The following is a 16,469-nucleotide window of genomic DNA, read 5'->3' as shown; positions in this document are numbered from 1 at the left end:
AAGGCTCTGCCGGGTTGGCATCTCTTTTCGAGAGCTTCTAATAATAGACACGAATGTCGAAAAAAGCGGTATGGAGGAATAGTGGCGAAGATGCGGCACGATTCAGGATGCAAGCAAGCGGTAAGGCCGACTCAAGCGCCGCCGCGACCGGCGAACAGCTCGGCATGATCGCTAAGCAGACCTGCCACGCGATCCATCATCATGCGCACTTCGGGGCGTCGGCGATCATCATCATTGACCACGATATAGAGCCGCGTGGTTAAATCCTCGATTATATCGCCTTCCCGGATCACGGAAGGCTGCATATCTCCGATGAAGCAAGGCAAAACCCCTCGCCCCTGCCCGCTCACGATGAGGTGCAGCAACATATGCGCCTTGTTGGTCCAGCTGTAGATTTCCCTGTCATAATGCTCAAACACCCAACGATCGGCGGGAAAACGCGACGTCTCCTTGCCCAGAGAAATCCATGGCACATCCTCTGTTTGGGCCAGCTCAATGCTTTTATAGACCGCATAGCGCATCACGACCGATTGCAGGATGGCATAGTTGCCTGAAGTGGGCGGTGCAATCGTCAGAAACACGAGCCTGTCGCGATTGATATGTTGGGTTGTTTCATGACAGTCGGTAAAGCCGACTCGAATATCACCCGGCCCTTTTGAAAGGGCTTTGCCGTGATGGGCAAAAAACATGGCCAACCATGTATCGCCAGCCACTTCCACCACAGGATCCTTGAAAGCCCCGCCATGCCAGTCTGTAATATCGGTCGAAATTTTCTGCATCTGCTTGACCTGCTCAAGCAGAATCTCGCCGTCCTTGGCCAAGACATAGCCGCGTCTGCTGCGCTCGAACAGCAAACGATTCATCGTCCGCTCAAGAGCCAGAATGCGTCGCCCGATTGTCGGCGCACTAAGCCCCGTACGCGCCGCTGCACCGGATAATCCGCCGCACTCGGCCACAATCATAAAGAGCCTGAGATCATCCCAACTTGCTTCCATGACACTTCTTTCCTACGGAGCACAAACAGGCGAAACGCATAAGAATGAAAAACGACTTTCAAACTCTAATCTACATCGCTCATGCGGGTGATGCTATATCTTAGGGTGTCCCCAAGGACCGGTGCGCGATTTTTCAATGGATCAACACCGAGCCATTCCAAGGGAACCATCAGTCACAATCGGCGTATAGAATCATCCGTTCCTGCCTCCACGGGCCGACGGCAGGGATTTTTATGCGCATAATGCAGGAGTGTAGAAAATGACACATATGCAAACATTGCTCATGTGGGATTCTGCAACAAAGACCAGCCATACCAAACATGACGCCTTCCAGGACCCGTTTGAACGTCCTGAATGGCAACCTTTCATGCCATGGGTCAATATGCTTCAGGCCCTTTCACGCAAACACTAACGCCTACTTTTCAAAGAAAAATACCCATTGATAGGCCCTATCCTCCCAAAGATAGCGAGCCAGAGCCGATGCAAGCGATCACAGCCCTTGCGTCGGCTCTTTTCATGTCACCATGAAGCGACAAACCCCGCGATCGCACCCGCAGAGCCTATCTAAGCTTTTCAGAGGGCTTGGGATTGCGCGTGATACTGCCCCGCCTCTGGGGGGGGATCCGCGTGACGGTAGTGGAGGACTTCTCGCCATTGAGCAATTTATTGATGGCCGAGCTTTTATTGCGGTTCTTGGCCAGGCAATGGGCACCAATGCGTGCGCCCGTCTTGGTCATGTAGCTCTTCACCCAAATACATCGGGACGCTGCATCACAACGCACCATGGACAGAGCTCTGCAACTATCATCCCGGCTTTGTGTCGCGCCGGAAACGCTGCTGACGGCAAAGAGTCCCGCGCCAAGAAAGGCAACAAGAACCAACCGCATCAGACTTATCCATAAATGCGTCATCGAATCGATCCTTTCCCCACCCAGAAGGACATAAATCACCACCACGATGCAACCGCCCGCAGTCCCTTTTCTTTGCCCGACAAATAGGCTAGAGCAGGCAAAGACCAAGCGACCCGGACCCACCCATGCGCAAGACTTTTATACACGAAGCATACCGTTACCCTGTCTATTGGGCGACTATGGCGATTTTGCTGCTATCAAGCCTCTTTCTCATCCTGCCGGAGCTGGACATCTGGGTCAGTGGGCTCTTTTTCAGTCCTGTCGATGGCTTCTGGCTCAAGGCTCACGATGTGCCACTGCGGTTGCGCAAGCTGGGCCTGTTTCTGCCTCGTGCCGCCATTCTGCTCTTGCTTGGCTTCGCTCTTGCGCGTCTCTTCTGGCCATCTCTCAAAAAGCTTTTTCCGCTCCCGATTGTCTTATTTCTGGGAGCAAGCGCCCTATTGGGGCCGGGACTACTGGTCAATGGCCTGCTCAAGGCCAACTGGGGCCGCGCCCGCCCGATCCAGACAGATCTGTTTGGCGGCGACTGGCCCTACTCTGAAGTCTGGGTGTTGGCCGATCACTGCCAGAGCAACTGTTCCTTCGTATCAGGTGAAGCCTCAATGGGCTTCTGGATGTTGGGATTGGTATTGCTCTTGCCATTTGGCTGGCGCAAGGTATCGGTTTGGCTCCTTGCCACGCTGTGTGTGCTGATCTCGCTTAATCGCGTCGCCTTTGGGGGGCATTTTCTCTCCGACATTCTCCTTTCGTGGGCGCTGACAGGCTGGGTGATGGTCATCCTCTATCGCCTCATGCAGCAGGCCGGATGGTTTGGCGACAGGGCACAAAGAATTGAGGAAAACTGGGATCATACAGGACAACAGCTCCGCGCGCGCCTTGCAACGCTCTGGCGCATTCTGAGCCAATAACCCAGCCAAATGCTAAGAAGCCTTGGCAGAGTGGAAGGACCTACGCTGCCATAAGGACAAAACCCGGCGGATAACTCGCCCCCCTCAGGAGGAAATTCTCCCCTCTCCCTCTTGCGCAGAATTATATAGCGCCTATAGTGCCGCCAGATATATTAAAGAGAGCAGTCTCTTCCCAATGACTATGGCGCAGACATTGCATCAGGCGCCTCCAGACAATCAGGTGAAATCGCATGGCGAAAAAAGGCGATATCAAAAAAGTCGTATTGGCCTATTCAGGGGGCCTGGATACATCCATCATTCTCAAATGGCTGCAGACCGAATATGGCTGCGAAGTGGTTACCTTCACCGCCGATCTCGGTCAGGGTGAAGAGCTGGAACCAGCCCGCAAAAAAGCCGAAATGCTCGGCATCAAGGACATATATATCGAAGATGTCCGTGAAGAATTCGTGCGTGACTTCGTTTTCCCGATGTTCCGCGCCAACGCCCTTTATGAAGGCGTCTACCTGCTCGGCACCTCCATCGCCCGCCCGCTGATCTCCAAACGCCTTGTCGAGATCGCCAAGGAAACCGGCGCCGATGCCGTCGCTCACGGCGCAACCGGCAAGGGCAATGATCAGGTCCGTTTCGAGCTGGCCGCCCGTGCCCTCAACCCGGACATCAAGGTCATCGCACCTTGGCGTGAATGGGACCTGACCTCGCGCACCAAGCTTCTCGAGTTTGCAGAGCAGAACCAGATCCCCATCACCAAGGACAAACGCGGCGAAGCCCCCTTCTCGGTGGATGCCAACCTGCTGCACACCTCTTCTGAAGGCCGTGTTCTGGAAGATCCGGCCATCCCGGCTGAGGAATATGTCTATTCCCGCACCATCAGCCCGGAAGCGGCTCCAGACAAAGCCACCATCATCGAAGTTGGCTTTGAAAAGGGCGACGCTGTTTCCATTGATGGCGTCAAAATGACCCCGGCAGAAATCCTCACCAAACTCAACGAGCTGGGCCATGACAATGGCATCGGTCGCCTTGATCTGGTGGAGAACCGTTTCGTCGGCATGAAATCCCGTGGCATCTATGAAACCCCGGGCGGCACGATCCTGATCGCAGCGCACCGCGGCATCGAATCCATCACCCTTGATGGCGGCTCGGCACACCTGAAGGATTCCATCATGCCGCGCTATGCAGAGCTGATCTATAACGGCTTCTGGTACAGCCCGGAACGCGAAATGCTGCAGGCTCTGATCGACAAGTCTCAGGAATATGTCACCGGCACTGTTAAACTGAAGCTCTACAAGGGCAATGTTGACGTCATCGCCCGAGACAGCGAATACAGCCTCTATAGCGAAGATCTGGTGACCTTCGAAGAAGGCGCGATCGACTATGACCACAATGACGCTGCCGGCTTTATCGAGCTACAGGGACTGCGCCTAAGGACCATTGGCTATCGCAACCGCAAGGCCAAAGGCTAAGTTGAAGCCTCCAATCTGGAATGACAAAGTGGCGGGGTTACAACCTCGCCATTTTTTATGGATGAGACAGATTGCTCCTTAGTCGATTTGCACCCGCAAACCAGCCGCGATCCTGTATCCATAAGGCCTTTATGTGATTGGGAACCATCCAATGCTTAGAAATATCAATCCACTTCTCTCCCCAGACCTTCTTCATATTCTCGCTGCCATGGGACATGGCGATGATCTGGTGATTGCTGATGCGAATTACCCCGGCGAGCAGATCGCCCGCACCAACGGCTGCCGCTATGTGCGCCTTGACGGCATATTGGCAACGGACGTTTTGAAAGCCGTGCTGGAGCTGATGCCACTGGACGACTTCGTGGAAGACCCGGCCTATGTGATGGAAGTGGTTGGCGATACTGCCGAGATTCCGCCTGTTGTGACCGAATTCCAGTCTGTCATCAAAGATGCGGCTGACAATCCGGCAGACATTGCATCGATGAACCGCTTTGCCTTCTATGAGCGCTCCCAGAACGCCTATGCCATCGTCCAGACCGGCGAACGGCGGCTCTATGGCAATATTATCGTCAAGAAGGGCGTTGTGCGTCTCTGACGCGCATGAAACAGAGCATATTGCCCTCTTTGGAAACGCATATGACCGAAACACTTTTGATCAGACAGCATATCGAAGAGGGCAAAATCTCCACGGCCCATTACTCGCCATGCGAAACCTACCGCTACGCCCTCACGCGGGTCTGGGACGAGACGGCCCCCAAACTCCTGTTCATCATGCTCAATCCGTCCACGGCAACCGAGCTGAAGAATGATCCCACCATCGAGCGCTGCGAACGACGTGCCCGCGCACTGGGCTATGGCGGCCTCAGGGCTTGCAACCTCTTTGCCTATCGCGCCACAGATCCGAAAGACCTCAAACGGGCAAAGGAGCCGATAGGGCCGGACAATCTGGCCATCCTGACGAAATCCGCCCGTCTTGCCGACACGGTCCTGTGTGCATGGGGCACCCACGGAGCCTATCTGGGCATGGGACCTGCGGTCTCCAGGCTGCTGGCCTCGGAAGGATTGGTATTGCACCATCTTGGCCTCTCCCGCGATAATCACCCCAAACACCCTCTTTATGTCTCCTACCAGACAGCTTTTGAGGTCTGGCCGGTTGATCCCTCGGCATAAACACGCGCGCATCGCTGTTCGAGATCGGTCAATTATGGTCCCGCAACAAGCTTCATTCCCCTGTCACAGGAACGCTTTAGAGAGCTATGCAATACTGCAACGCAGCCAATTTGCCGTTTTTCCGCATGAACAAGGCTTTTCAACTGGGGAAAATTCGTATAGAGCTTGCGCCAACTTCCTGAATAAGTCGGGCTGAGAGGGTGCGTCGGCATTTGCCGAGGCCGTTTGCTATGCCCGTACAACATGAGAAACAGACATGAATCTGCGCAACATTGCGATCATCGCACACGTTGACCACGGCAAGACCACTCTGATCGATGAACTGCTCAAAGCCTCCGGCATGTTCCGGGCCAACCAGCAAACCGAAGAACGGATGATGGATTCCAACGATATCGAACGTGAGCGCGGTATCACCATTCTGGCCAAAGTGACTTCGCTGGAACATGACGGCACACGCATCAACATCGTTGACACCCCGGGCCACGCCGACTTTGGCGGCGAAGTGGAACGTATCCTCAACATGGTCGATGGCGTTATCGTGCTGGTGGATGCGGCTGAAGGCCCGATGCCTCAGACCAAATTCGTGGTCTCCAAGGCATTGAATCTTGGCCTGCGCCCGATCGTAGCCATCAACAAGATCGACAAACCCGAGCAGCGCGCTGACGAAGTGCTCGACGAAGTCTTTGACCTGTTCGCCAATCTGGATGCCGACGAGCATCAGCTCGACTTCCCCGTTCTTTACGGCTCCGCCAAGAACGGCTGGATGGCGACCGATCCGGATGGCCCCAAGGATAGCCTTGAGCCATTGTTCGATATGGTCATCAAGCATGTGCCTGCCCCCAAGGTGGAAGAAGGCGAATTCCGTCTGCTGGCAACCACCATTCAGTCGGACAACTTCCTTGGCCGCATCCTGACCGGTCGTATCATCGCAGGCGAAGTCACCCCGAACATGGCCGTCAAGGCTTTGTCCCGTGATGGTTCACTGATCGAACAGGGCCGCATCTCCAAGGTTCTGGCTTTCCGCGGCCTTGAACGCGCCGCCATCGAAAAGGGCGAAGCAGGCGACATCGTTTCCATCGCCGGCCTGCAGAAGGCCACCGTTGCCGACACCATCTGCGCGCCAGCCGTGACCGAAGCCATTCAGGCCCAGCCGATTGACCCGCCAACCTTGTCCATGACCTTCCGCGTCAACGACAGCCCGCTGGCCGGCCAGGAAGGCGACAAGGTACAGAGCCGCGTCATCCGTTCCCGCCTGCTGTCTGAAGCCGAGGGCAACGTTGCCCTGAAAGTGGAAGAAGCCCAGGGCACAGACGCCTTCATCGTATCGGGCCGTGGCGAGCTGATGCTCTCCATCCTCATCGAGAATATGCGTCGCGAAGGCTTCGAACTTGGCGTCGGCCGTCCGCAGGTCGTCATGCAGAAGGACGAAAATGGCAAGCGCCTCGAGCCAATCGAAGAAGTTACCATCGACGTGGATGATGAATTTTCCGGTATCGTTGTGCAAAAGATGCAGGAACGCAAAGCCGAAATGGTCGAAATGCGCCCATCCGGTGGCGGTCGTACACGCCTGATGTTCCACGCGCCGACCCGTGGCCTGATCGGCTACCAGTCCGAACTGCTCAGCGACACGCGCGGCACGGCCATCATGAACCGTATTTTCCATGAATATCAGCCGCACAAGGGCGAGATCGCCTCGCGCAACACCGGCGTATTGCTTTCCAACGGCAATGGCGAAGCTGTGGCTTACGCCCTCTGGCAGCTGGAAGATCGCGGACCTATGATGATCGATCCGGGCACCAAGGTCTATGAAGGCATGATCGTGGGCGAGCATACCCGTGGCAACGATCTGGACATCAACGTGCTCAAGGGCAAGCAGCTGACCAACATCCGCTCTTCGGGCAAGGATGATGCCATCAAGCTGACCACGCCGCTAAGGCTGAGCCTTGAAGCTGCGCTGAGCTACATCGCCGATGATGAGCTGGTGGAAGTGACGCCACAGTCCATCCGCCTGCGCAAGATCCTGCTGGATCCTAATGATCGCAAGCGGGCCATGCGCGCCTCCAAAAAGGCCAGCTGATAGGCCGCCCCTTCAAAGCAATCAAAAAAGCCGCCTCGGGAGACCCCGCAGGCGGCTTTTTTATGATTAGGTTTTACCAAGCCGGTGCTAGAAAGTGCCACCCATGAAGCAGTCATTGGCATCCACCGCCAAATGGAACAACGCCCCAAGGCCGAACGCCCGTGCCCGCCAGTCTGGCACCAACACAAGCCCGACATAAACCACACCAGCCCAAAGCGTATGCAGCGGATGAAAACCGATGCTGCAACGGTTCGGATCAAAAATCGGGTCGGCCAAAAGATGGTCCACATCGATGACAATGGTAGCGACCATGACCAATGCAGCCTTGAGCCATATCTCTTTGGGAAAGAGCAACCGAGCCAGCACAAATGGCACCAGAAAATGCCCTGAATAATGCACAAGGGTGCGAAGCAAGTCGTAAGATCCGTCCACGTTGGCTCTCTTTGTCTAAACCCGGATTGTTACCAGAAAAGAGCCGCGTCAGCTTGAGCAGACAAGCCTTTCCTGCCTTTACAGGCGCTCTATCAAACATAGATCAATCGAAATCGCCAATAAAAAAACCCGGATCTAGATCCGGGTTTGAAAGTCACACGGCTTACGCGATCGATATTCACAAAACCAATGCAGACAATCTCTTTAGCCAGCGAACAGAGAAAAGACGCTGATACCGAGAGCCACAACAGTAATAATGACAAGCAGATAGAACCAGAAACGAACTGGAATGAAAAACAGGCTATCGCCCCGCTTCAAGAGAAGCTCCTCTCCACTATCCTTGTCGATAACCACTTTGCCCTTATCAGTACGGCCGAGAAGCGCCACAACGCCATATGCCCCGATTGTCGCAAAAAGCGAAATAATGACAGGAGCAAAACCGGACTGAGGGCCAAGAAGGCTACCGGATACGAGAAAACCGATAAATGCACCGGCGAAGACACCAAGAGGAAGCAGAAGGCCCCAGCCTCTCCAGATCAAAAACATCGAATATTCCTTTTTCTTTTTCGTAGAGCCCCGTTTAGAACATGCCAATAAAGGCAAAAAAGGGGACAACAAACGCGAAATGGCAACTCTCAAGGAATTATGGAAACCTCCTAAGGTCCAGCACGGGAAAACCACCTGTTGCACAATGCCCCATAGTTGCATGGAACGCGCAGCCTATACCGGAGACATAAAAAAGCCCGGCTTAACCGGGCTCTTCCTATCTCCTGAATGATTCGTCTCAAGCTGCAACGCAGCCAATCTCCCCCTAGCCCCAAGGCCCGGGCTGATTGTCATCCCTCTGGGAAGAACTGCGCCCCCAAGGGCCGTCTGCGCCCGCATCCTGTTGCATCTGGCCGCGACGCTGGGAAGCTCCGAGCGTACCGCCACCACTTACCTTGAGAGGGCTCTGTCCGCCATACCATTCAGACTGCAGCGACTGCAGTGCATCGATCCGGTTCTGCGTATCCGGGTGGGTGGAGAAGAGATTATCCATCTTCTGCCCCGATAGCGGGTTGATAATGAACATATGGGCCGTTTCGGGATGCTGTTCGGCAGTTACATTGGCCGTGCGCCCCGCAGCGTTGGCAATCTTGGCCAACGCCGTGGCCAGCCACATGGGCTGACCGCAGATTTCAGCACCGGTCTTGTCGGCCGCATATTCCCGCGTCCGGCTGATGGCCATCTGCACGATGGACGCTGCCAACGGAGCCAGAATCATGATGGCAATCGTGCCGATGATACCGCCCCTTTCCCTGCTGCCGCCAAAGAACATCGCAAAGTTGGCGAGCATGGAAATGGCACCCGCAAAGGTCGCCGTCACGGTCATGGTCAGAATGTCGTAATTCTTGATATGCGCCAGCTCATGGGCCATCACGCCAGCCACCTCTTCATAGGTCAGCCGGTTGAGCAGGCCCGTCGAGGCAGCAACAGCAGCATGCTGCGGACTGCGTCCGGTGGCGAACGCATTGGGCTGATCGGAATTGATGACATACACCTTGGGCATGGGCAGCCCGGCTGACTGGGCCAGCTTCTGCACAATCTCGTAATATTCAGGAGCCGTACGCGCATCCACCTCCATGGCGTTGTGCATGCGCAGCACCATCTTATCCGAATTCCAATAGCTGAACACATTCATGCCCAGCGCAAAGATGAAGGCAATCATCATGCCTCCCGAGCCACCGAGCAAATAGCCGATGGCCATGAACAGGCCCGTCATGGCGGCCAGCAATAATGTGGTACGGAAGAAATTCATGCCAAATCTATCCTTCTTTATGGCGCACAGCGATTGGATCGCATTATAATATCCTATATGGTGCCGCACGAGACCCATTTTCAAGATAGGAAAGCAAGGGAGCAAATTTATGGCAGACGAAGCCCCGAAAAGACAGACGGTTGACGTCGACTCCCCTCAGTTCAAGAGCACGGAAGAACGCGTCGCCGATACTGCCAAGCCGAAAGAAGAGCCAAGACCACGCCGCAAGTTTGAGGATCTGCCCCCCGCAGCCCAGCGCGCGCTCATGGAAGCGGAACAGCGCCGCAAGGAACGCGATGCACTGAAAGTCAGTGCAGACCGCCCCAAAGAATTCAATGGTCGCGGCGGTCTCGATCCATCACGCTATGATGATTATGAAATCGACGGTCGTGCCATCGATTTTTGATACGATCACACAGCGATCAACAAAAGGGCGAACGGCTTGGCCGCTCGCCCTTTTTTCGTTTTTCAATAAGCCACAAAGACCGGGTCAATCACAGATCGGATGATTTCTTCCAGATATTGATGTCCTCATCCTGCGCATAAAGATCAATCTCAGCCAGTTCTTCCGCTGTGAAATCAAGATTCGCTACCGCACCTGCGCAGTCAACGATCTGCGACGCACGAGACGCCCCGATCAGTGCCGTGGTAATACCCTCATCACGCAGCACCCACGCAATCGCCATCTGCGCCAACGTCTGACCGCGACGAGCGGCAATCTCATTGAGCTTCTTGAGATGCTCGACAGCGCGATCCGTGATCATTTCCTTTTTGAGAAAACGACCGGAAGCAGCACGCGAATCAGCCGGAATACCGTTGAGATATTTGTTGGACAACATGCCCTGAGCCAATGGCGTAAAGGCAATCGAGCCCACACCGAGCTCCTTGAGCGTATCCTTCAGACCATCGCGTTCAACCCAGCGGTTGAGCATATTATAGCTCGGCTGATGGATAAGGCACGGCGTACCAAGTTCATTGAGAATCTTGACCGCTTCCCGCGTTCGCTGGGAATTGTAGGACGAAATGCCCACATAGAGCGCCTTGCCCTGACGCACCAGCGTATCTAGCGCCCCCATGGTTTCTTCCAACGGCGTATTGGGATCGAAGCGGTGGGAATAGAAAATGTCGACATAGTCGAGCCCCATACGCTTGAGGGATTGATCGCAGGACGCGATCAGATATTTCCTGCTACCCCATTCCCCATAAGGCCCCGGCCACATGTCATAGCCCGCCTTTGAAGAAATGATCATTTCATCGCGATAGGGTTTGAAGTCGGTCTTGAGAATGTCACCGAAGGCTTCTTCGGCAGCACCAGCAGGCGGGCCATAATTGTTGGCCAGGTCGAAATGGGTAATGCCCAGATCAAATGCGGTCCGACACATTTCCTGCTTAGTGAAATGCGGTGTGTCATAGCCAAAGTTGTTCCAGAGCCCCAGCGAAACCGCTGGCAACTTGAGTCCTGATTTGCCACACCGACGGTAAGGCATGGTGTCATAGCGTTTATCAGATGCAGTATAAATCATATCTTCCCTCCAACGTTCAAACGTCATTGCGCCACCCCGACTTGGCTCTTGCCAAAGCGTGGGAGAGGTCACAAAATTTCACTCTTTCAAACTCGAATCCGTTCGTCCTCTGGCGAGCACGAGGAAACAATGAGAAATCTAATCCTTTCATGGCAGTTCTGGGCCATTCTTTCGGCCTGCTTTGCTGCATTAACGGCCATTTTTGCCAAGGTCGGCGTATCCGGTATTGGGTCGGATTTCGCAACCTTCATACGCACGATCGTTATTCTGTTCGCTCTGGCAGCCATGCTCAGTGCGACAGGCGGCTGGGACAGCCTTTCCAGCCTATCGTCAAAATCAATCCTCTTTCTGGTCCTTTCCGGTCTGGCCACAGGCGCATCATGGATTTGCTATTTCCGCGCCCTCAAAATCGGACAAGCCTCTCAGGTTGCCCCCATAGACAAAATGAGCGTTGTGCTCGTTGCCATCTTCGGCGCCCTCTTCCTTGGCGAACAGCTCTCCATTGGTGGCTGGCTCGGCGTTGGCTTCATCGCCACAGGAGCCGTGCTCGTTGCCCTTTTCTAAGCTCAAACCTTCAGCAGCCGTGACTGCCATCATAAGCATTCACAGCAGGGCTTTGCCAGCCCTCCAGGCTTCCCGCAGCAGGCTTATAGACTTCCATCTTCAAGGGATAGCATTGTGCCGCATCACTGGAATGTTCTGATGAGCAATCCCCGCCCGGACAGGCACTCTGCACTGCCAAAAGATCAATCTCGGCAAACAGCCCCAGAGTATCGCCGGGCCGCACCGGGCTGGCCTTCATGAAATATTGCCCCGTATCCCGCGTAAAGCCGGTGCACATGAAGACATTGAGCACATCATGTACATATTTCTCAGCTTCAGGCAGGCTGAGCCCGCGCGCCCGCGCCAAAGCGCGCGTCAGATTCGAATGGCAACAATAGTGATAATCCACCCCGTTGAGCACACGCCCCGTATAGGGATCACAGCGCGTACCAATCACGTCATGCACCGAGCCACCATATTCATCGATGCCATACCATGCCAGCGTGTCTTCCATAACGGTCGCCATCGGCCGCATATAGGGAAAGCTCGACCAGAGCTGATCACCAATGCTCACATGGGTTCCATGCAGCGCGCGGGTCTTGCCTGAATAAAAACGCTCGTCGAGATTGCCGCTGTTGAAGAGATCAAGATCCCCCACCTGCGGCCCTTCCGGACAGATGATGCGCAGCAGATGCCCTGCAGGCACCTCAATGCTGGCAGCATCTCGCGCCGGAATGATGACTTCATCAATCTTCTCGGCCCCCTCAAAAGCAGCCTGATAAAGCCCGATATCCGGCTTGGGCAAGGTCTCGGTCGGATAGCAAATAACGGGTTTGATCGCGCGACGCGCGTCTGCATCAGCGGGTGGAACGATGTTGGACATGGGAAAACTCGATTTGGAAGGATATTCTTTTTTATCAGTCTGACAGAAAAGCGGCAACCAGCGCAAGAAAAAATCCGGCGCGCAGTGGCGCCGGGCTGTTTCGTTAAGCTGTCACCTCATAGGTGAGCTGTAACAACGGAAAACCCGAATGCGGGTCACTCACCTGCTTATCGCCGGTGAAGCCATAGGCTGTGTAAAAGCGCCGTCCGATAGCGTTGTCGACAAAGACCTCAATCGTCAAGGATCCCTTCTCTGCCACAGCCTTATCGACAAGCGCCCGCCCTATGCCCTCGCCATGATGAGAGGGGTCGACAAACAGTCCGCCTATATAGGCGTCGATCAGTCCGATAAAGCCGACAATTGCGCCATCGCGCACAAAGACCCATGTCTCGGCTTGCGGGAGATAGACCTCTCGGGTCAACCGCTCGGCCTCGATCATAAAGTCGGCAGGAAGAAAGGAATGCGCCAGTTCGCTGGCAGATTGCCAGATGGCAATCACGGCGTCGGTGTCTTCAGATGTAAATGTCCGGATCATGATGTGATATCCAGTTTTCGTCCGGAAAGGCTGGTGCCGTTCCGGTTTCATTGCTTCGCTAAAAATGGTCGCACAAACAGTGACTGCTGGCGCAACGCGCCGCAGGTCTCACACGGTTCATGCAATTGGAAGCATCTGCGGCTTCCCTTTTTAGCGGGACATCAAAACTCCTGTATCCATCAATATATCCTGGATAAGCGCCCCCACCTTCACAGTCAAGCAAGCAAAAAGCCCGACGCTCTTTCGAACGCCGGGCTCTTAATTCGATATCAACGGGCTCTTAATTCGATATCAAGAAGAGCAAAGCTCAGCCGATTGATCCTAGAAATGCACGGACCGTGTGGTTCCCGGTATCTCCTTCGGAGGAGCAAACTTGGTCAGGTCGATGCCTTCAACCGCGGTTTTGTATTCCTCAAGGGTTGGGGTGCGGCCAAGGATTGCAGAGAGAACGACAACCGGCGTAGAGGCCAGCAGGGATTCCCCCCTCTTCTCTTCGCTGTCTTCCACAACACGACCCTGGAAGAGGCGTGTGGAGGTTGCCAGAACGGTATCGCCCTTCTCGGCTTTTTCTTGGTTACCCATGCAGAGGTTACAGCCCGGACGCTCCAGATAGAGAATATTCTCATATTCGGTACGCGCAGCGCTCTTTGGTGCCAGATCATCAAATTCAAAGCCTGAATATTTCTGAAGCACGTCCCAGTCGCCTTCTTCCTTCAGCTCATCAATGATGTTGTAGGTCGGTGCGGCAACAACGAGCGGCGCCTTGAACTCGACCTTGCCTTTGGCAGCCTCGAGATTGCGCAGCATCTTGGCAACGATTTTCATGTCCCCCTTATGCACCATGCAAGACCCGACAAAGCCCAGATCAACCTTCTTCTCTGCATGATAGTAGGAGATCGGACGGATCGTATCATGGGTATAGCGCTTGGAAACGTCGGCATTGTTGACATCTGGATCGGCAATCATCGGCTCGACGATCTCGTCCAGATCAACCACGACTTCTGCGAAATATTGCGCATTGTCGTCAGGACGCAGAGCCGGTTTCTCACCAGACTTGATCTCGTCAATGCGTTTGTTCGCCTTGTCGATCAGACCCTGCAGAACCTTCTTCTCATTGTCCATGCCCTTGTCGATCATTACCTGAATGCGGCTCTTGGCCAGTTCAAGCGACCCGATCAGGGTTTCATCGTTGGAGATACAGATGGAAGCCTTGGCTTTCATTTCTGCGGTCCAGTCAGTGAAGGTGAAGGCCTGGTCAGCCAACAGTGTGCCGATATGCACTTCAATCACTCGGCCCTGGAAGACATTGTCTCCATGCTGTTTGAGCATCTGCGCCTGAGTTGCATGCACCACATCACGGAAATCCATATAATCAGCCATAGTGCCCTTGAAGGTCACCTTGACGGATTCCGGAATAGGCATGGAGGCTTCGCCCGTGGCCAGAGCCAATGCAACGGTGCCTGAGTCGGCCCCGAAGGCAACACCCTTTGACATGCGGGTATGACTGTCGCCACCGATAATAATGTCCCAGTCATCAACGGTCAGATCGTTCAGCATCTTGTGAATGACGTCCGTCAGCGGCGGATAGACGTCTTTCGGGTCACGACCGGTGATGAGACCAAAGTCATTCATGAATTTCATGAGCCGCGGAATATTCGCCTGCGCCTTGAGATCCCAAACAGACGCTGTATGACAGCCAGACTGATAGGCCCCGTCCAGCGTTGGCGAGATCACGGTTGCCGCCATGGCTTCCAGTTCCTGCGATGTCATCAGGCCCGTAGTATCCTGCGAGCCGACGATATTCACCTTGACGCGCACGTCCGAACCAGCGAGCAGTGGCAAATCGGAGTTCACGCCCACGGCATTCTTGTTGAAGATTTTCTCGACAGCCGTCAGGCCCTGCCCTTCATTGGTCACTTCCTTGGGTGGCGCAAAGACGGTCGGTGCTTCAATGCCAAGGGTTTCGGCAGCAAATGTCTGCAGCTTCTTGCCAAAGACAATCGCATAGGAGCTGCCAGCCTTCATGAATTCAAGCTTCTGCGGTGTAAAAGATCTGGAAACATCCGTCAGCTCCTCAGAGCCATCCTCATTATAAAGCTTCTTCTCTTTGGTGTTGATCTTGAGAACAGTGCCCGTCTCGACAGAATATTTCTGTTCGAGAACAGGGTTGCCATCATTATTCAGGATCGGTTTGCCATCCGGATCAACCTTCTTGACCCAGTTTTTAAGGTCAAGACCAATACCACCGGTCACATCGACCGTGGTCAGGAAAATCGGCGAAATGCCATTGGTGCCTGCAACCACCGGAGCGAAATTGACGAAAGGCACATAAGGGCTGGAAGGCTTGCCGGTCCACAGCGCCACGTTGTTAACGCCAGACATGCGCGAAGAGCCCACACCCATGGTGCCTTTTTCCGCCACCAACATGACACGTTTTTGCGGATGCTGCAGCTTCAGCGCTTCGATTTCCTTCTGCGCCTTTTCCGAGATCATGCATTTGCCATGCAGTTCGCGGTCGGAGCGGGAATGGGCCTGATTGCCCGGAGACAGAAGGTCGGTGGAGATATCGCCTTCGGCGGCGACATAGGTAACCACTTCCACTTCTTCGTCCACATCGGGGAGCTTGGTGAAGAATTCTGCCTTCGCATAGCTCTCCAATACATCTTTGGCAATCGCATTGCCAGCCTTGTAGGCGCTTTCGAGGCGTTCCATATCGGCTTCATACAGAAAGACTTGCATTTTCAGCACTTCGGCGGCCTGCTTGGCAATGGCGTCATCATCACCAAGAGCAAGATCGAGCAGAACCTCGATCGACGGTCCACCCTTCATATGGGAGAGAAGCTCAAAAGCATAAGTCGGAGTGATTTCCTCAACGACTTCATTGCCCAGAATGATCTCTTTAAGAAAGGCCGCTTTTGCCCCCGCTGCGCTCGTGGTCCCGGGCAGCGTGTTATAGATGAAGTGGTGAAGTGAATCGGCCCGGTGCTCGTTGCCGGTGTCCTTGATCTGCGCAATAATCTCATTCAAGAGAGCGGCATCATCAATAGGCTTGGGGTGCAACCCTTGAATCTTGCGAGTTTCGATTTCGTCTAGATAGTCTGTATATAAGGTCATATCGGTCCCAGCTTATTCGTTAACGCTCAACCATTTTCTTCCCACTAAACGTGGTGAGAAGAAAAAGGCATTTCAACTGCCGTCCTGAATCAATGAGATCAACGTGCAATGCTTCGACAA

General features: G+C 54.4%; 17 protein-coding genes. 8 read left to right on the top strand and 9 right to left on the bottom strand.

Features of this window, described 5'->3' with window-relative positions; all coding sequences use genetic code 11:
* Nucleotides 1-131 precede the first annotated feature (131 nt).
* Nucleotides 132-995: a LysR family transcriptional regulator gene (locus tag BM258_RS17855; protein WP_090074596.1), complete on the bottom strand. Its 864-nt coding sequence runs from the start codon at nucleotides 993-995 to the stop codon at nucleotides 132-134.
* Between the two features lie 259 nt (nucleotides 996-1,254).
* Here BM258_RS17855 and BM258_RS24525 point away from each other — a divergent pair, with 259 nt between their 5' ends.
* Nucleotides 1,255-1,407 carry a hypothetical protein gene (locus tag BM258_RS24525; RefSeq protein WP_175528144.1) on the top strand — a complete coding sequence of 51 codons (153 nt, stop codon included), beginning with the start codon at nucleotides 1,255-1,257 and terminating at the stop codon, nucleotides 1,405-1,407.
* Nucleotides 1,408-1,555: 148 nt separating this feature from the next.
* On the opposite strand, the gene BM258_RS17850 is transcribed toward BM258_RS24525, so the two are convergent.
* Complete coding sequence (locus BM258_RS17850) at nucleotides 1,556-1,906, bottom strand: hypothetical protein (protein ID WP_139229309.1); 351 nt, start codon at nucleotides 1,904-1,906, stop codon at nucleotides 1,556-1,558.
* Between the two features lie 125 nt (nucleotides 1,907-2,031).
* Here BM258_RS17850 and BM258_RS17845 point away from each other — a divergent pair, with 125 nt between their 5' ends.
* From BM258_RS17845 to typA, 5 genes are all read left to right on the top strand, one after another.
* The gene (locus tag BM258_RS17845; protein ID WP_090074594.1) at nucleotides 2,032-2,814 is read left to right on the top strand and encodes a phosphatase PAP2 family protein; all 783 of its coding nucleotides are present in this window, start codon (nucleotides 2,032-2,034) and stop codon (nucleotides 2,812-2,814) included.
* A gap of 230 nt (nucleotides 2,815-3,044) precedes the next feature.
* Nucleotides 3,045-4,274 carry an argininosuccinate synthase gene (locus BM258_RS17840; RefSeq protein WP_090074593.1) on the top strand — a complete coding sequence of 410 codons (1,230 nt, stop codon included), beginning with the start codon at nucleotides 3,045-3,047 and terminating at the stop codon, nucleotides 4,272-4,274.
* A 151-nt stretch (nucleotides 4,275-4,425) separates the two neighbouring features.
* Entirely contained in the window at nucleotides 4,426-4,869 is a 444-nt protein-coding gene (locus BM258_RS17835) for an RbsD/FucU family protein (protein ID WP_090074592.1), read from the top strand.
* A gap of 41 nt (nucleotides 4,870-4,910) precedes the next feature.
* On the top strand, nucleotides 4,911-5,444 hold the full coding sequence (locus BM258_RS17830) for a DUF1643 domain-containing protein (RefSeq protein ID WP_090074687.1): 534 nt from the start codon (nucleotides 4,911-4,913) through the stop codon (nucleotides 5,442-5,444).
* A gap of 256 nt (nucleotides 5,445-5,700) precedes the next feature.
* Nucleotides 5,701-7,521 (top strand): translational GTPase TypA, encoded by a 1,821-nt coding sequence (gene typA, locus BM258_RS17825; protein ID WP_090074591.1) that lies wholly within the window; start codon nucleotides 5,701-5,703, stop codon nucleotides 7,519-7,521.
* A gap of 87 nt (nucleotides 7,522-7,608) precedes the next feature.
* Here the strand turns inward: typA and BM258_RS17820 are convergent, their stop codons facing one another.
* The 3 genes from BM258_RS17820 to htpX all read right to left on the bottom strand — a co-directional run bounded on the left by BM258_RS17820 (nucleotide 7,609) and on the right by htpX (nucleotide 9,751).
* Complete coding sequence (locus tag BM258_RS17820) at nucleotides 7,609-7,953, bottom strand: DUF6122 family protein (RefSeq protein ID WP_090074590.1); 345 nt, start codon at nucleotides 7,951-7,953, stop codon at nucleotides 7,609-7,611.
* Between the two features lie 204 nt (nucleotides 7,954-8,157).
* A complete protein-coding gene (locus BM258_RS17815) occupies nucleotides 8,158-8,499 on the bottom strand; it encodes a hypothetical protein (protein WP_090074589.1) in 342 nt (113 codons plus the stop codon).
* Nucleotides 8,500-8,764: 265 nt separating this feature from the next.
* Nucleotides 8,765-9,751, bottom strand: a complete 987-nt coding sequence (gene htpX, locus BM258_RS17810; RefSeq protein WP_090074587.1) for a zinc metalloprotease HtpX — start codon at nucleotides 9,749-9,751, stop codon at nucleotides 8,765-8,767.
* A 109-nt stretch (nucleotides 9,752-9,860) separates the two neighbouring features.
* Between htpX and BM258_RS17805 the strand changes: the two genes are divergently transcribed.
* Entirely contained in the window at nucleotides 9,861-10,157 is a 297-nt protein-coding gene (locus BM258_RS17805; protein ID WP_090074585.1) for a DUF1674 domain-containing protein, read from the top strand.
* Nucleotides 10,158-10,245: 88 nt separating this feature from the next.
* Here the strand turns inward: BM258_RS17805 and mgrA are convergent, their stop codons facing one another.
* Nucleotides 10,246-11,274, bottom strand: coding sequence for an L-glyceraldehyde 3-phosphate reductase (mgrA, locus tag BM258_RS17800; RefSeq protein WP_090074686.1), 1,029 nt, complete (start codon nucleotides 11,272-11,274; stop codon nucleotides 10,246-10,248).
* Between the two features lie 129 nt (nucleotides 11,275-11,403).
* Here mgrA and BM258_RS17795 point away from each other — a divergent pair, with 129 nt between their 5' ends.
* Complete coding sequence (locus BM258_RS17795) at nucleotides 11,404-11,838, top strand: EamA family transporter (protein WP_090074584.1); 435 nt, start codon at nucleotides 11,404-11,406, stop codon at nucleotides 11,836-11,838.
* Between the two features lie 10 nt (nucleotides 11,839-11,848).
* Here the strand turns inward: BM258_RS17795 and BM258_RS17790 are convergent, their stop codons facing one another.
* The 3 genes from BM258_RS17790 to BM258_RS17780 form a co-directional block, all read right to left on the bottom strand.
* Nucleotides 11,849-12,700 (bottom strand): urea carboxylase-associated family protein, encoded by an 852-nt coding sequence (locus BM258_RS17790; protein ID WP_090074582.1) that lies wholly within the window; start codon nucleotides 12,698-12,700, stop codon nucleotides 11,849-11,851.
* Nucleotides 12,701-12,803: 103 nt separating this feature from the next.
* Nucleotides 12,804-13,235, bottom strand: a complete 432-nt coding sequence (locus BM258_RS17785; protein ID WP_090074581.1) for a GNAT family N-acetyltransferase — start codon at nucleotides 13,233-13,235, stop codon at nucleotides 12,804-12,806.
* Between the two features lie 321 nt (nucleotides 13,236-13,556).
* Entirely contained in the window at nucleotides 13,557-16,349 is a 2,793-nt protein-coding gene (locus BM258_RS17780; RefSeq protein WP_090074579.1) for a bifunctional aconitate hydratase 2/2-methylisocitrate dehydratase, read from the bottom strand.
* Nucleotides 16,350-16,469: the final 120 nt, after the last annotated feature.

The sequence above is a fragment of the Cohaesibacter marisflavi genome (assembly GCF_900115225.1).
GTDB lineage: Bacteria > Pseudomonadota > Alphaproteobacteria > Rhizobiales > Cohaesibacteraceae > Cohaesibacter > Cohaesibacter marisflavi.
Note: the sequence above shows the minus strand (reverse complement) of the source record. Positions and strands in the feature narration are given on the sequence as shown.

Bases quoted from the DNA above. Each gene is read 5' to 3' on its own strand.
- BM258_RS17855 (WP_090074596.1), bottom strand. From the start codon at position 995: ATGGAAGCAAGTTGGGATGATCTCAGGCTCTTTATGATTGTGGCCGAG.
- BM258_RS24525 (WP_175528144.1), top strand. From the start codon at position 1,255: ATGACACATATGCAAACATTGCTCATGTGGGATTCTGCAACAAAGACC.
- BM258_RS17850 (WP_139229309.1), bottom strand. From the start codon at position 1,906: ATGACGCATTTATGGATAAGTCTGATGCGGTTGGTTCTTGTTGCCTTT.
- BM258_RS17845 (WP_090074594.1), top strand. From the start codon at position 2,032: ATGCGCAAGACTTTTATACACGAAGCATACCGTTACCCTGTCTATTGG.
- BM258_RS17840 (WP_090074593.1), top strand. From the start codon at position 3,045: ATGGCGAAAAAAGGCGATATCAAAAAAGTCGTATTGGCCTATTCAGGG.
- BM258_RS17835 (WP_090074592.1), top strand. From the start codon at position 4,426: ATGCTTAGAAATATCAATCCACTTCTCTCCCCAGACCTTCTTCATATT.
- BM258_RS17830 (WP_090074687.1), top strand. From the start codon at position 4,911: ATGACCGAAACACTTTTGATCAGACAGCATATCGAAGAGGGCAAAATC.
- typA (WP_090074591.1), top strand. From the start codon at position 5,701: ATGAATCTGCGCAACATTGCGATCATCGCACACGTTGACCACGGCAAG.
- BM258_RS17815 (WP_090074589.1), bottom strand. From the start codon at position 8,499: ATGTTTTTGATCTGGAGAGGCTGGGGCCTTCTGCTTCCTCTTGGTGTC.
- htpX (WP_090074587.1), bottom strand. From the start codon at position 9,751: ATGAATTTCTTCCGTACCACATTATTGCTGGCCGCCATGACGGGCCTG.
- BM258_RS17805 (WP_090074585.1), top strand. From the start codon at position 9,861: ATGGCAGACGAAGCCCCGAAAAGACAGACGGTTGACGTCGACTCCCCT.
- mgrA (WP_090074686.1), bottom strand. From the start codon at position 11,274: ATGATTTATACTGCATCTGATAAACGCTATGACACCATGCCTTACCGT.
- BM258_RS17795 (WP_090074584.1), top strand. From the start codon at position 11,404: ATGAGAAATCTAATCCTTTCATGGCAGTTCTGGGCCATTCTTTCGGCC.
- BM258_RS17790 (WP_090074582.1), bottom strand. From the start codon at position 12,700: ATGTCCAACATCGTTCCACCCGCTGATGCAGACGCGCGTCGCGCGATC.
- BM258_RS17785 (WP_090074581.1), bottom strand. From the start codon at position 13,235: ATGATCCGGACATTTACATCTGAAGACACCGACGCCGTGATTGCCATC.
- BM258_RS17780 (WP_090074579.1), bottom strand. From the start codon at position 16,349: ATGACCTTATATACAGACTATCTAGACGAAATCGAAACTCGCAAGATT.